The organism is Bacillus cereus (genome assembly GCF_002561295.1).
Taxonomy (GTDB): domain Bacteria; phylum Bacillota; class Bacilli; order Bacillales; family Bacillaceae_G; genus Bacillus_A; species Bacillus_A cereus_S.
Genome location: NZ_NTUG01000026.1, coordinates 62,424 through 76,741, shown reverse-complemented (window position 1 = coordinate 76,741; position 14,318 = coordinate 62,424). Strand labels below are relative to the sequence as shown.

The window sequence follows — 14,318 nt, the reverse complement described above, 5'->3', positions numbered from 1 at the left end:
TGGCATGAAAGATTGGCATAAAAGTGTTGTTTATCAAATTTATCCGAAAAGCTTTAATAGTTATTACAATAGAGAGACTGGTGACATTAAAGGTGTTACAGAGAAACTAGATTATTTACAAGAACTTGGAGTGGATTATATTTGGTTAACACCAGTATATCAATCACCGCAAAACGATAATGGTTATGATGTGAGTGATTATTATGCGATAGATTCATCGTATGGAACGATGGAAGAATTTGAAGAACTTTTAGCAGAGGCAAAAAAACGTGAGATTGAAATTATGCTTGATATCGTTGTAAATCATAGTTCAACGGAGCATAAATGGTTTAAAGAGGCATGCGAAAATAAAAATAGCCCGTACCGTGATTTTTATATATGGCGCGATGAAAAAAATAATTGGCAGTCTAAATTTGGTGGTTCTGCATGGGAATATGAGGAAAAGACAAAACAATATTATTTACACTTATTTGATAAAACACAAGCGGATCTAAATTGGGAAAACGAGCAACTTCGAGAAGAAGTATACGAAATGATGCGTTTTTGGCTTGAGAAGGGTGTAAGAGGATTCAGACTAGATGTCATTAATTTAATTTCAAAAGATCAGCGTTTTTTAGATGATGAAGGAACAACTGCTACTAGCGATGGACGGAAATACTATACAGATGGACCACGTGTTCATGAATATTTACAAGAAATGAATCATGAAGTATTTGCAGGAAAAGACGTAATTACAGTAGGAGAAATGTCATCTACAACAATTGATAATTGTATTAAGTATTCAAATCCAGAGCGGAAGGAATTAAGTATGACTTTCAGCTTTCACCATTTAAAAGTAGACTATCCAAACGGTAATAAGTGGACAAAAGCAGATTTTGATTTTGTTAAATTAAAAGAGATTATGTCTAATTGGCAAATTGAGATGCAAAAAGGCGGAGGATGGAATGCTTTGTTTTGGTGCAATCATGATCAACCACGTATTGTATCTCGCTTTGGTAATGATAAACGGTACCGAAATGAATCAGCAAAAATGTTAGCAACTGCGCTGCATATGTTACAAGGAACGCCTTATATTTATCAAGGTGAAGAAATTGGAATGACAAACCCAAACTTTGCAGAGATTGACCTGTATCGTGATGTAGAATCTTTAAATATGTATAAAGCGAAACAAGAGGAAGGCATGTCTACAAAAGAAATCATCGGAATCTTAAAACAAAAATCTCGCGATAATTCACGTACACCTATGCAGTGGAATGAAGAAGAAAATGCTGGTTTTTCAACAAATACGCCTTGGATTTCAGCTGCAGAGAATTACAAAGAGATTAATGTAGAAAGGGCTTTGCGAGATAAAGAGTCTGTGTTTTATCATTATAAAAAGTTAATTGAACTCAGAAAAAAATATGATGTAATTACAGAAGGTAAATATGAAATTATAGATATGAATCATCCAAATGTTTGGGCGTATACTCGCGAGTTACAGGATGAAATGCTACTTGTGATCAATAATTTTTATGGAGAAACAATCACATATGTTGTGCCGAATGAGGTTCAGATAGGTGGAATGAAGCAGGAAGTATTGCTATCGAATTATGAGGATGCTAGTGAAGACATTAGCAACCTTGTTCTTAGACCGTATGAATCAATCGTGTATCGTTATACAAAATAAAAAGGAGCGGTTACCCCGCTCCTTTTTATACTGAATAAACTAGGGACTAGGGAATGAAATATAGGAGGTAAAGCTTTATGTGAGGCTATAAAGAAACCGCGTACTTGTATATTTTTTGATATTATTGTTCCAAATATCGAACATCATCATAGCGGTATTTCCGATGTTCATGGCGAATTAAATAAAGGGTACATAAAGGAGGGGCTAAATATGGAAATAACTGTGGAGAGAGTTTTCACCAATGAAATTTTGGAAGAAGCTGCAAACTTATTTAGTGTTACAGTGGAGAAAAATCCGCTTGGAGATTTTGAAAACTATATTTTTCATGCAAAGGATGAAAAAGGCGTATCTTATGTATTAAGATTAACGCACTCTTCTCATCGATCTGAAAAACAAGTAGAGGCAGAATTAGATTTTTTACAGTACCTTGGGGAGCAGGGAGCTAAGATTGCAGAGCCTTACTATTCAACATCTAGAAAGCTTGTAGAAGGGATACAAGCAGTAGATGGCACTTTCTTTTATGCTTCTCTTTTTTTATATGCAAAAGGAGAGAGAGTAAAAAATTCAACATCTATTCATTGGGGAGAGGAGTTATTTGAAGCGTGGGGAAAAGCGATTGGCCAACTTCATCGTCTTACAATGAGTTATCCTAAAACAGAATATCGTGATACATGGGAGATAGAAGAGAAAGCGATTATTGATGAGTTAGAGGATAAGCAAGTACAAAAGATTGCATATGCATTAATTGATAAAATAAAGATGCTTCCAATGGAAAAAAGAACTTTTGGTCTTATGCATGGTGATATTCACCAAGGGAATTTTCATTATGATGGGAAAGAATTGACGATTTTTGATTTTGATGATGCTACTTATAACTACTTTATTCACGATTTGGCGATGGTTATCTATTATTCTGTTCTTTCAAACACATGGACTGAACAAGAGAAAATATTGTTTACACGTAGACAACTACAAGTATTACGAAAAGGATACGAATCAGAACATCAATTAGAGGAAATGTGGTATGAATCACTACCATTATTTTTACGCCTACGTGATATTGGTTTATATAGTACGATTCAGAAAAATTTCAAAGGTAAAGAAATGCCAGTATATTTTCAAAAACTAGCAGATGAATTGTATGCAAGAATTATAAAACAGGAAGCCATTGTGAATATATAATACACATGTAACGTAACAAAGTATATATCTTGAATATATACTTTGTTTTTTTATACAAAAATATGTTTGTTTTATTAAAATAATATTGTCATAGACTATAGATACATTTATAATTTTTATATATTCTGAATATTCTTTATAAAAGAAGGAGGCGAAATATGTTGGAAGCTTTCGTTACTTGGCTAAATAATATTGTATGGAGTCCCGCACTTGTTTATTTATGTTTAGGCGTAGGTTTATATTTTTCAATTCGAACGAGATTTTTACAAGTTAGGCATGTAGGTGAAATGGTAAAGCTTACATTTCAAGGAGAAAAATCAGAAGCAGGTGTTTCTTCATTCCAAGCGCTAGCTCTTTCATTATCTGGACGCGTAGGAACAGGAAATATTGCTGGGGTTGCAACAGCAATCGCATTTGGTGGACCAGGAGCTGTGTTTTGGATGTGGGCGGTAGCCTTTTTAGGAGCAGGATCCGCGTATATCGAATCAACTCTAGCGCAAATATATAAAACAAAGCATCAAGGTCAGTTTCGTGGTGGACCAGCGTATTACATTGAAAAAGGTTTAGGCGTTAAATGGTACGCTCTTGTGTTTGTTGCAGCGACAATTCTTGCAACAGGGATGTTACTTCCAGGGGTTCAAGCGAATAGTATTGCAATTAGCCTGGAAACAGCTTTTGGTATTAATACATCCGTTTCAGGTGCAGTGTTAGTCGTAGTGTTAGCACTTATTATTTTCGGTGGAGTTAAGCGGATCGTTAATGTAGCGCAAGTAGTTGTACCGTTTATGGCGGTTGGCTATATTCTTGTTGCTTGTGTGATTGTAGCTATGAATATCGAAAAGTTGCCTGAAGCATTTATGTTAATTTTAAAAAGTGCGTTTGCATTGGAAGCGGCTTTTGGAGGAATTATTGGTCTAGCAATCTCTTGGGGAGTAAAACGTGGTATTTATTCAAATGAAGCAGGTCAAGGGACTGGCCCGCATGCTGCGGCTGCGGCTGAAGTATCTCATCCAGCTAAACAAGGATTAGTGCAAGCATTTTCCGTTTACATTGATACATTATTTGTGTGTTCAGCAACAGCGTTTATGATGATTATTACAGGCATGTATAACGTATTTGATGCAAGCGGAAAAAACTTTATCGTAAATAAGTTAAATGGTGCAGAACCAGGGCCTGGTTATACACAGGCAGCGGTAGAATCTGTATTCCCTGGATTTGGAAACGGTTTCGTGGCAATTTCTTTATTATTCTTCGCATTCACAACAATTATGGCATATTACTACATTGCAGAAACGAATATTGCGTATTTAAATCGTGATAAGGATCGTCCGTGGATGTCACTTGTTTTAAAAATTGTTTTCTTAGGTGTTGTATTCTACGGTTGTGTAAAAACAGCAGCAACAGCTTGGGCTCTTGGGGATATCGGTGTAGGTATCATGGCATGGGTTAATATCATTGCGATTTTACTCTTACAGAAGCCGGCACTTTTAGCATTAAAGGATTATGAAAAACAGAAAAAAGAAGGGAAAGATCCTGTATTTGATCCGACAGAGTTAGGAATTAAAAATGCTGATTTCTGGGAGCACGAATATAGAAAGGATAAGAAAGAAGAGGTATCTTAATAAGGTAGTAAAGGTAAAGAGCAAAGGGGCATTCCCTTTGCTCTTTTTATGTGCAAAAAAGTACGTTAAGTTATTTTTTCAGGGGCTTTCGAATATACAAAGAATGTACAGGCTTTTTTGGGGAAGGGGGGAGTGAAGTGATTGTTTTTAAAAATGTAAATAAATATTATGGTAATTTCCAAGTCTTGAAAAATATTAATCTTCAAGTTCAAAAGGGTGAGGTAGTTGTAATTGTCGGCCCGTCAGGATCGGGAAAAAGTACGCTACTGCGTTGTATTAATCAATTAGAAACAATAACAGATGGAGAGTTATTTGTTCAAGATATGGAAGTACATAATGCAAAAACGGATATGAATCGTTTGCGCCGGAATATTGGAATGGTATTTCAGCACTTTTATTTATATCCACACAAAACAGTACTTCAAAACATTACACTTGCACCGATAAAAGTAAGGAATACCTCAAAAGAAGAAGCGGAAAAAACAGCAAAGTACTATTTAGAGAAAGTCGGAATTCCAGAGAAAGCAGATGCGTATCCACAGCAATTATCCGGGGGGCAGCAACAACGGGTAGCCATTGCAAGAGGATTAGCGATGAAGCCAGAAATCATGCTATTTGATGAACCCACTTCAGCACTTGATCCGGAGATGATAGGAGAAGTGCTCGATGTAATGAAAACGTTAGCGAAAGAAGGCATGACGATGGTCGTCGTGACCCATGAGATGGGATTTGCACGTGAAGTAGCAGACCGTATTTTGTTTATGGACGAAGGGCGGATTATTGAAGACACTGTGCCGATAGATTTCTTTGCCAATCCGCAGCAAGAAAGAGCTCGCTTATTTTTAAGTCGTGTTCTAAATCATTAAGGGAGGAATTTCATGATTAGAATGAAAAAGTTATTCACTTTTATTGTATTTGCCTGCTTATTTACGCTCGTTGTTGCAGGGTGTGGAAATAAAAAAGAAGAGGCAAAGGAAACGAATACAAAGCAAGGTGGAGTTGTTGAGCAAATAAAAAAACGTGGTAAGTTAGTTGTTGGAGTTAAGCATGACACAAACTTATTTGGTTTGAAAAATCCTTCAACAGGGAAGGTAGAAGGATTTGATGTTGATATAGCTAAAGCACTTGCAAAAAAAATTCTAGGTGATGAGAGTAAATTAGAATTGAAAGAAGTGACTTCTAAAACGCGTATTCCAATGTTGAAAAATGGCGATATTGATACGATTATCGCAACGATGACAATTACGGAAGAGCGTAAAAAAGAGGTTGATTTTTCAGATGTATATTTTAAAGCAGGTCAATCTTTACTTGTGAAAAAGGGGAGCAATATTAAGAGTATCGATGATGTGAAAAAAGATGTAAAAGTATTGGCAGTAAAAGGCTCTACCTCTACAAATAATATTCGTCAAAAATCACCGGAAGCGACTGTACTAGAATTTGAAAACTACAGTGAAGCATTTACAGCATTAAAAGCTGGTAAAGGTGATGTTCTGACAACTGATAATGCCATTTTATACGGCATGGCAAAACAAGATGCAAATTATCAAGTTGTTGGAAAGATCTTCACGGATGAACCGTATGGAATTGCTGTTCAAAAAGGAGCGACAGATTTAACAAAAGAGATAAATGATTTATTAAAAGAGATGAAAGCAAATGGAGAATACGACAAGTTATATGAAAAATGGATTGGTGAAAAGCCGGAGAAGTAACAGATAGAAAGAGTAAGGGGATGAGAGATACTCATCCTCTTCTTGTAAAGAAAGAGGGGAAGCATTTGCCTGATGTTTCTATTCTGACAAATAACATTGATATGTATTTAGAAGGATTTAAATATACAGTGATGTCTAGTATTGTTGCACTCATTGGAAGTTTTATTTTGGGTATTATTATGGCAGTGATGCGAATTGCGCCCATTCGATTTATGAATTGGTTTGGCACGGCTTATGTAGAATTTATTCGAAATATCCCACTCGTTTTAATTGCATTTGTATTTTACTTCGCTTTTCCAGTAATCGGTGTTACATTAAATGGATTTGTTGCTGGTACGTCTGCCCTTACAGTCTATACAGCGGCATTTATAGCAGAAGCAATTCGAGCTGGAATCATGTCGGTTCCAAAAGGGCAGATGGAAGCAGCACGCTCTTCAGGTTTAACGTATGTGCAGGCTATGTATTATGTCGTTTTACCACAAGCTATTAAAATCGTAATTCCACCATTAGGAAATCAATTTCTTAATTTAGTTAAAAATTCTTCTATTCTTGGCATTATTGCTGGGACAGATTTGATGTATCAAGGGGATTTAATTTCAACAAGAACATTAGTAACATTTGATGTGTATATATTTGTCGGTTTGTTTTATTTGCTATTAACTGTACCGCTTAGTATGCTGGTGCGTTACTTTGAGAAACGCTTAGCGAAAGGGGCGGTGTAAATGGATTTTCAAGGTGCTTATACAGGCGATCACCTATTATTTTTACTAAAAGGGCTCCTTGTTACTTTAGAAATAGCTGTTATAGCGATTTTGCTTAGTTTTATTATTGGTAGTGTGGTCGGCACGTTGCGATATACAAAGATACCAGTCGTATCACAGTTACTAGCCCTTATCGTTGAAATCATTCGTAATTTACCACTGCTTTTAATTATTTTCTTTACGTACTTTGCACTTCCAGAAGCTGGATTGAAATTAGAGATTACAACAGCAGCTATAGTTGCTTTAACGATATTTGAAGCGGCAATGATATCAGAAATTGTACGAAGTGGTTTACTATCGATTGAAAAAGGACAAATTGAAGCAGCTCGTGCCTCTGGATTATCATACGCACAAACACTTTGGTACATTATTTTGCCACAAGCATTGAGACGCATGGTGCCACCACTTGTTAGTCAATTTATCTCTTTATTAAAAGATACGTCACTAGCGGTTGTTATTTCCTTGCCAGAACTTATGCATAATGCTCAAATTATTAATGGCCAAAATGTAAATTATATGATTCCTACGTTACTACTTGTTGCTTGTATGTATTTTGTTGTTAATTACAGTTTATCGCTTGTATCTAGAAAATTGGAAAGCCGTTAACTCTTACATGGAATAGGATGTAAGAGTTTTTTTGTTTATATATAAATTGAAAAATCGATATAAAACCTTTTGGAGGTGGGGGAGGGAAACCGTCCATGGCTAGAAGCGGTCAGGGCCTTTTTCTGCTCTGTGCTAAGTTAAAACAAAGAGAGAAAATGAGTGCGGGTCCTCTTTTGTTTTCATAGCAGTGATTTATCCTGTATTAACTGCTCGTAAAAGCCCGATTAGTGAGGGGTGATTTAAGTTTCAATTCATGTCTTGGAAAAACAAAATGGATTTATATGGTATGGAAAATATGATTTGGAATATATTAACTTTTTAGTAATGTAATTGTAAGATAGATTAAAAAATACGATGTTTTATCAGAAAAGTTTTAATTTTATATAGAAATTGTAATCGCTTTCGTGTATATTTTTATTATCAGAAAATTTTAAAAAGAGATAGAGGGTTTTTATAGGGGAGGATTACGATGCAGCAAACAACGAACGAGAAATTACATCGTACGATGAAGAGTAGACATTTATTTATGATCGCACTTGGAGGGGTAATCGGAACAGGGTTTTTTCTAGGCTCAGGATACACGATTAACCAAGCAGGACCAGGGGGCGCGATTCTTTCTTATTTAGTGGGCGGATTTATTATGTATTTAACAATGCTTTGCCTTGGTGAGCTAACGGTTGCGATGCCAGTTTCTGGTTCCTTCCAAAAATATGCGACGAAGTTTATCGGTCCAGGGACAGGATTTATGATTGGATGGCTGTACTGGCTTGGTTGGGCAGTTACAGTTGGTTTAGAGTTAACATCGATTGGTTTAATGATGAAAAGATGGTTTCCGCATGTAGATGTTTGGGTATGGTGTCTTGTATTTGGCGTTATTTTATATATGTCTAATGCTATTTCAGCAAAGAGTTATGCGGAATTAGAATTTTGGTTCTCAAGTATTAAAGTTATTACAATTCTTGCATTTATTGTACTTGGTGGTAGTGCGTTATTCGGTTTCTTACCATATGACGGAAAAGAAGCGGCACCTCTTTTTTCTAACTTTGTGAGTGATGGAGGATTGTTCCCAAATGGACTCGCTGCGGTACTTCTTACTATGATTACAGTTAATTTTTCATTCCAAGGTACAGAGTTAATTGGGATTGCAGCAGGGGAGAGTGAAGAACCAGAAAAAACAATTCCACGTGCAATTCGCAATACAGTATGGCGCATTATGGTGTTCTTTATTTTAACGATGACGATTTTAGTAGGTTTAATTTCATGGAAAGATGCAGGCGTTATTGAAAGTCCATTCGTTGTTGTATTCGATAAGATTGGTATTCCATATGCAGCGGATATTATGAACTTTGTTATTATTACCGCGCTATTATCTGTGGCAAATTCAGGACTATATGCATCGACCCGTATATTATGGTCACTTGCAAATGAAGGAATGGCACCAACTTCTTTCAAAAAGGTAAATAAACGTGGTATCCCAATTACGGCATTAATAGTTACGATTGCGGTAGCTGCATTATCTTTACTAACAAGCTTCTTAGCGGAAGATACAGTATATATGTACTTATTATCTATCGCTGGTTTATCAGCTGTTTCAAGTTGGATTATCATTGCCTTGTCACAACTTCGTTTTAGAAGCCAGTACATAAAGGGTGGCGGAAAATTAGAAGATTTGAAGTATAAAACACCGCTATATCCAATTGTTCCAATTTTAGCTTTAATTACAAATAGCATTGTTGTGATTAGTTTAGCGTTTATTCCAGAGCAGCGTATGGCACTTTATTGCGGCATTCCATTTATTATTTTCTGCTATGTGTATTATTATATAAATAAGAAGCGGCAGAAAATTACGAAAGTGGAGATGGAAACAACGTATGAAACTAACAATCAAGCAAGATGATATTGAAGCAGATTTATCGTATGGTCAATTAGTGATTGGCAAAGAAAACGGGTATTCACCGTTACAATTACTCATTTCTTCTATCGCAGGATGTAGTGCAATTGTCTTTAGAACAATTTTAGAAAAGAAACGTATTACATACGATGCGTTTACAATTGAAGCTGAAATTGGTAGAAGTGAAGCTTTATCAAAACCAGTTGAAAGTGTTCATTTACATTACAAAATTAAAGCGCAAAATATTACAGAAGGGCAATTAGATAAGGCACTGCAACTTGCAGTGAAGAATTGTACGATTGTTCAATCTGTAAAGGATAGTATAAAGGTTACAGAAACAGTTGAGTTAATAAAGTGAAACAAAAAGACGTGAGAATAAGGCACTCACGTTTTTTTGTTTTAGAAAGAGGAGGAAGTGTAATGGACTGCTTAGGTTGTAAATTAGCACACGAAGAAGAAAAAATATATAAAGTATATGAAGATGATTATGTAATGTGTTTTTTAGATCATGCACCTTTTCGTACAGGACATACTTTAATTGTTCCGAAGAAGCATTTCTTAGAGCTAGACGAACTTGATCAAGATACTACAAATGCAATTATGGAGGCTGCTAAACTTATTTCAAAGGCAATCAAGTTCGTGTACAAACCGGACGGGATTACCATTTGTCAAAACGGTGGTATCTTTAACGAATTAACTCATTATCATATGCATGTTGTACCGAGATATAAAGAACAGTCATTTGCAGAGTTTTATACGGTACAACCTGGAGAAAAGCAGAATCATAATTTTGAAGAAACAAAGAAATTGTTAATAGAAGCAATAGAGCCAATACTGCACATTGAAAAGGCGTAAGAGGATTCTTCTTACGTCTTTTTAATCTTTATACATATTTAAAATTTCTTTCGCACGTGTACGTAAACCATCTATCAATTCCTTCGGTTCTAAAACCTTTGCATCTTTTCCAAGTCTATGAAATAAAGGGGTAATAAAATTGATTTCACCTTTATCAACTGTTGAATTTATATATCCCGTACCATCTTCGTTTATTACAACGAATTCTTCAAGGTAAGGAACACTGTTGCATTGGCGTACACCTTCTGTCGTCAGTAAAACATGTAACTGAGTAGGAACATTTACTACGTTAGAGTTAGAGGCAAACCATTCTTCTAAATTCATGAACGTATTTTCATTTTCTTCTGTTGATAATATAGAAAGAATACGATCGACACGATACAATAATATTTTTTTTCGACTAAAGTCATAGGATGGCAAATACCATAAACCATCGTGAGCATATACACCGATAGGGTGAACATGTTTTGTTTTTATCCCCGATTTAGATTCGTATTGAAAGTGTAAATTTTTCTTTTCAATAGCCGCGGTTAACACTTCGTTTAAAAAAGGTGTATCAATTGTTCTCTTTGGGTTCCAAAAAGCGATATAAGAACGTATTTTATCAACTTTAGCTTTCGCATCATTTTGTAGAGAGCTATACAGTTTATGAGTAACAGAATTGATTTCTGTATTAAAAGGCAAATCTCGGTAGTAGCTTAAAGATTGAAGAGCAAAAAAGATGGAGACCGCTTCTTCTTCGGTAAATAAAATGGGGGGAAGCATGCTGCTTGTTAACACTTTATATCCTCCATTGCGACCCTGTTCAGCGTAAATGGGTAATCCCATATCACTTAAATCTAAAATATATCTATGAACCGTACGAACGGAAATATTAAATTCATCAGCTATTTCTTGTGCTGTAAATGTTTTTTTCGTAGAAGCACATATAAGAATATCTAGTAAACGTTTTGCTTTTGACAAATATATCACCTTTTTCTTTTTTAACATGACATAAATTGTCATGTTTTATGGTTAGTATAGTGTATACATCATAATTTTATCAAGATGAGACGTAAGGAGGAAAAGATATGTCACGTGAAATAGTTTTATTTATTGCAGCGAGCTTAGATGGATTTATTGCGAAAGAAGATGATGATTTACAATGGTTAATGGAAACGGAAGGAGAGGGAGACAACGGTTATACAGAAATGTACGAAACAATTGATACAATAATCATGGGAAAGAGAACGTACGATTATGTGGTAGAGCATACGGAAACATTCCCGTACCTAGATAAAAAATGTTATGTTTTTTCTAATTCAGAAAAAGGTTCAAAGGGACATGTAGATTTTGTAAATGAAGAGGTAGTGGAGTTTACAAAAAGATTGAAAGAGCAGGAAGGATCTAAAATATGGATGGTCGGTGGAGGGAGTCTACTGAGAGAATTTTTTAAGAGTAATCTAATTGATGAATATATTGTTACGATTACACCTCATATATTAGGTTCTGGTATTCCGTTATTTAAAGAAAAGAATCCACAAATCGATTTAACTTTAACGGATACAAAACGTTTTGGTCAATTTGTAAATCTATATTATAAAGTAAAATCTTAAATGATAAAGTGAAACTTTAATCAGTGGGGGTTTTCTTCATCCCCCACTGATTATCAGCCAGCACCAATCGGGCTTTTATGGGCAGTTTATCTCCCACCTAACTTCTTTAAAAAAGCGGAAGCGGCTCGTTCAAAATCGTAGGCCGCCCGCGCTCCCGACAGAGAGGCGTTTTTTGCCTCGTTCGAGGGAGTGAAACGGCTGGAGATTTTAGCCGCTAGAGCTGGACTTTGCTTTCGCCGGATTTTGAGGTGGGAGTATTACTGCCCTTTAATGCGGGATAAAAAAACACGACTATTGATGATAGTCGTGTTTTTTTATAGATGGCAATGAAATTGTAAAGCAAGATCCATGGTCAACCTCACTCGTTACAGTAATATTCCCGCCATGTAGTTCTACAATTTCTTTCACGATAGATAGCCCTAAACCGGTTCCGCCTGTAGCACGCGATCTTGCTTTATCAACGCGATAAAAGCGTTCGAAAATGTGAGGGATATCCTTTTCTGGAATTCCTTCTCCTGCATCTTGGATGGAAATTTCGATATGCGTTTGGTGCACTGTGACAAAAATAAAAATTTGAGAATGTTCTGCTGAATGTGCATATGCATTATTTAAAATGTTGATGATAACTTGTTCAAAACGTTGCTCATCTAGAGCTATAGAAAGTGAAGAGGGACATGTGAAAGAGACACGAATATGTTTTATTTCGTACATAATGTTCACTTTTGTAACAATGCGAGAAAGAAAGTCTTCTACATGTACCTTCGCTGTCTCAATAGAGAAGTTGTGCTGCTCCATTTGTGCCAGTAAAAATAAATCTTGCACTAAATTCGTAATAGAATCTGCTTCATCTTTTATAATTGATAAATATCTTTGACGCTGCTTAGGAGATGTATGGTCTTTCAGTGCGATGTCTGCATATCCTCGTACATAGGTTAATGGTGTTCGTAGTTCATGAGCTACACTTGCTAGAAATTCACTACGTTCTTTTTTCATATAATGTAAATCATTTGCAAGCGTTTGGATCGATTCTGCAAGTTCGCCAATTTCATCATTTCGGGCACTTGTTAAAGAGACGGATAGATCACCACGACTCATTTTTTCCGTCGCATGCTTCATACGAAGGAGTGGCTTTGTTAATAAACGTGATAATAGAAAAATCGTGATTACAGTTAATATGAACGTAATAGCACCAGCAATAATAAATTGTTTTGTTAATCCATCAATCATTTGCTCAATTGAATTGGTACCAAGAAACATATACACATAGCCTTCTGTCTTTCCTTCTATGGCAATGGGGCTAACTGTACATATATAATTAGATGTTTTCCAGTGGTTTTCTACAATTTTTCCGTTATGATCTGTGTTTGATACCATTTCGGTAATATGTTTCTGTATAGTAGAATCTATATCATTCGATTTTGCTAATATTTCTTTACGGGCATTTGTAATGACAACCTTTGTTTCAGCTTCTGATTCCATTAAAGCAACATGAGAGATTGTTTGTGAATCAAAATGTTTTTCAAGTACGTCCCGGTGACTATTTCCGCGCTTTAATAATGCTGTCATCTCATCATTTACTCTATTATTTACAAGACTATAATAGAGCAAAACAAATAGAACTGTTTCAATTAAAAGTGTAACAATTAAAAAATAAAATCCGAGTTGAACAGAAATTCGTTTCATCGTGTAGCTCCTTGATTTTCAGTGTCAATCCATCGATACCCAACTCCGTACACAGTTTTTAAATGTTCATCAATGGGAAATTTGGCTTTGCGTAATTTATCACGCAAATTACGAATATGTGAATCTACTGTGCGATCCTCGGTCGTCGCATCTAGTCCCCAAATCCGTTCAATCAGCTGATCACGGCTGAGTACATAGTTTACGTGGCGCAAAAATAATCCAAGTAAAGAGAATTCAATTGGTGTAAGCAAAATCTCTTGTCCATGAACAGAAATAAAATGCTTTGCTTCATCCCACAAAATCCCTTTATATTGTATGAGTTCATGTTGATTGCTGCGCCGCAGAACAGCTTCGATACGTGCTAATAGTTCATCTTCATGAAACGGTTTTGTTATATAATCGTCAGCTCCGATTTTTAGCCCTTGAACAACATCTATCGTTTGATCCCGAGCGGTTACCATAATGATAGGAACGTTACTAAATGAACGAATCTTTCTACATGTTTCCCATCCATCCATTTCTGGCATCATAATATCGAGAAGAATGAACTTGAAACTTTGTTTTTCTATATAGGAAATGGCTTCTTGTCCTGAAATCGCAGAAATGCAATTATATCCTCTAGGAGTAAGATAAAGTGTTAATAACTCTAGCATACGTGGTTCATCATCTACGAGTAGTATATTCATCATATAATATCCTCCGTATTTGTATTCGCTATTAAAAGTGTAATGCAAAATCGTCAAGAAAT

14 protein-coding genes are annotated in these 14,318 nt (G+C 35.7%); 11 read left to right on the top strand and 3 right to left on the bottom strand.

Going from position 1 to position 14,318, the window contains the following annotated elements; genetic code table 11:
• Window positions 1-4 precede the first annotated feature (4 nt).
• The 10 genes from treC (at window position 5) to CN373_RS15550 (ending at window position 10,292) form a co-directional block, all read left to right on the top strand.
• Entirely contained in the window at window positions 5-1,666 is a 1,662-nt protein-coding gene (gene treC, locus CN373_RS15595) for an alpha,alpha-phosphotrehalase (protein ID WP_098359663.1), read from the top strand.
• A gap of 210 nt (window positions 1,667-1,876) precedes the next feature.
• Window positions 1,877-2,848, top strand: coding sequence for a phosphotransferase enzyme family protein (locus tag CN373_RS15590; RefSeq protein WP_098359662.1), 972 nt, complete (start codon window positions 1,877-1,879; stop codon window positions 2,846-2,848).
• Between the two features lie 161 nt (window positions 2,849-3,009).
• Window positions 3,010-4,470 (top strand): alanine/glycine:cation symporter family protein, encoded by a 1,461-nt coding sequence (locus tag CN373_RS15585; RefSeq protein WP_033664624.1) that lies wholly within the window; start codon window positions 3,010-3,012, stop codon window positions 4,468-4,470.
• Between the two features lie 137 nt (window positions 4,471-4,607).
• A complete protein-coding gene (locus CN373_RS15580) occupies window positions 4,608-5,336 on the top strand; it encodes an amino acid ABC transporter ATP-binding protein (RefSeq protein WP_033663973.1) in 729 nt (242 codons plus the stop codon).
• A 12-nt stretch (window positions 5,337-5,348) separates the two neighbouring features.
• Window positions 5,349-6,179, top strand: coding sequence for a glutamate ABC transporter substrate-binding protein (locus CN373_RS15575; RefSeq protein ID WP_000620648.1), 831 nt, complete (start codon window positions 5,349-5,351; stop codon window positions 6,177-6,179).
• Window positions 6,180-6,244: 65 nt separating this feature from the next.
• Complete coding sequence (locus tag CN373_RS15570; RefSeq protein WP_033664625.1) at window positions 6,245-6,901, top strand: amino acid ABC transporter permease; 657 nt, start codon at window positions 6,245-6,247, stop codon at window positions 6,899-6,901.
• Window positions 6,902-7,546, top strand: coding sequence for an amino acid ABC transporter permease (locus CN373_RS15565; RefSeq protein WP_000347300.1), 645 nt, complete (start codon window positions 6,902-6,904; stop codon window positions 7,544-7,546).
• A 469-nt stretch (window positions 7,547-8,015) separates the two neighbouring features.
• Window positions 8,016-9,443 carry an amino acid permease gene (locus CN373_RS15560; protein ID WP_001188000.1) on the top strand — a complete coding sequence of 476 codons (1,428 nt, stop codon included), beginning with the start codon at window positions 8,016-8,018 and terminating at the stop codon, window positions 9,441-9,443.
• Window positions 9,418-9,795 (top strand): OsmC family protein, encoded by a 378-nt coding sequence (locus tag CN373_RS15555; protein ID WP_098359661.1) that lies wholly within the window; start codon window positions 9,418-9,420, stop codon window positions 9,793-9,795. Before CN373_RS15560 ends, CN373_RS15555 begins: the two co-directional genes overlap by 26 nt.
• 11 nt (window positions 9,796-9,806) lie before the next feature.
• Window positions 9,807-10,292 (top strand): HIT family protein, encoded by a 486-nt coding sequence (locus CN373_RS15550; protein WP_111901859.1) that lies wholly within the window; start codon window positions 9,807-9,809, stop codon window positions 10,290-10,292.
• Between the two features lie 21 nt (window positions 10,293-10,313).
• Here the strand turns inward: CN373_RS15550 and CN373_RS15545 are convergent, their stop codons facing one another.
• Complete coding sequence (locus CN373_RS15545; protein WP_205753379.1) at window positions 10,314-11,297, bottom strand: helix-turn-helix transcriptional regulator; 984 nt, start codon at window positions 11,295-11,297, stop codon at window positions 10,314-10,316.
• A 65-nt stretch (window positions 11,298-11,362) separates the two neighbouring features.
• On the opposite strand from CN373_RS15545, the gene CN373_RS15540 reads away from it, so the two are divergent.
• Window positions 11,363-11,887: a dihydrofolate reductase family protein gene (locus tag CN373_RS15540; RefSeq protein WP_098359658.1), complete on the top strand. Its 525-nt coding sequence runs from the start codon at window positions 11,363-11,365 to the stop codon at window positions 11,885-11,887.
• A 291-nt stretch (window positions 11,888-12,178) separates the two neighbouring features.
• Here the strand turns inward: CN373_RS15540 and CN373_RS15535 are convergent, their stop codons facing one another.
• On the bottom strand, window positions 12,179-13,570 hold the full coding sequence (locus CN373_RS15535; RefSeq protein WP_098359657.1) for a sensor histidine kinase: 1,392 nt from the start codon (window positions 13,568-13,570) through the stop codon (window positions 12,179-12,181).
• Complete coding sequence (locus CN373_RS15530; protein WP_098359656.1) at window positions 13,567-14,259, bottom strand: response regulator transcription factor; 693 nt, start codon at window positions 14,257-14,259, stop codon at window positions 13,567-13,569. The genes CN373_RS15535 and CN373_RS15530 overlap by 4 nt, the downstream gene beginning before the upstream one ends.
• Window positions 14,260-14,318 lie beyond the last annotated feature (59 nt).

Coding starts and splice junctions, on each gene's coding strand:
- treC (WP_098359663.1), top strand. CDS start 5: ATGAAAGATTGGCATAAAAGTGTTGTTTATCAAATTTATCCGAAAAGC.
- CN373_RS15590 (WP_098359662.1), top strand. CDS start 1,877: ATGGAAATAACTGTGGAGAGAGTTTTCACCAATGAAATTTTGGAAGAA.
- CN373_RS15575 (WP_000620648.1), top strand. CDS start 5,349: ATGATTAGAATGAAAAAGTTATTCACTTTTATTGTATTTGCCTGCTTA.
- CN373_RS15565 (WP_000347300.1), top strand. CDS start 6,902: ATGGATTTTCAAGGTGCTTATACAGGCGATCACCTATTATTTTTACTA.
- CN373_RS15560 (WP_001188000.1), top strand. CDS start 8,016: ATGCAGCAAACAACGAACGAGAAATTACATCGTACGATGAAGAGTAGA.
- CN373_RS15555 (WP_098359661.1), top strand. CDS start 9,418: ATGAAACTAACAATCAAGCAAGATGATATTGAAGCAGATTTATCGTAT.
- CN373_RS15545 (WP_205753379.1), bottom strand. CDS start 11,297: ATGACAATTTATGTCATGTTAAAAAAGAAAAAGGTGATATATTTGTCA.
- CN373_RS15540 (WP_098359658.1), top strand. CDS start 11,363: ATGTCACGTGAAATAGTTTTATTTATTGCAGCGAGCTTAGATGGATTT.
- CN373_RS15535 (WP_098359657.1), bottom strand. CDS start 13,570: ATGAAACGAATTTCTGTTCAACTCGGATTTTATTTTTTAATTGTTACA.
- CN373_RS15530 (WP_098359656.1), bottom strand. CDS start 14,259: ATGATGAATATACTACTCGTAGATGATGAACCACGTATGCTAGAGTTA.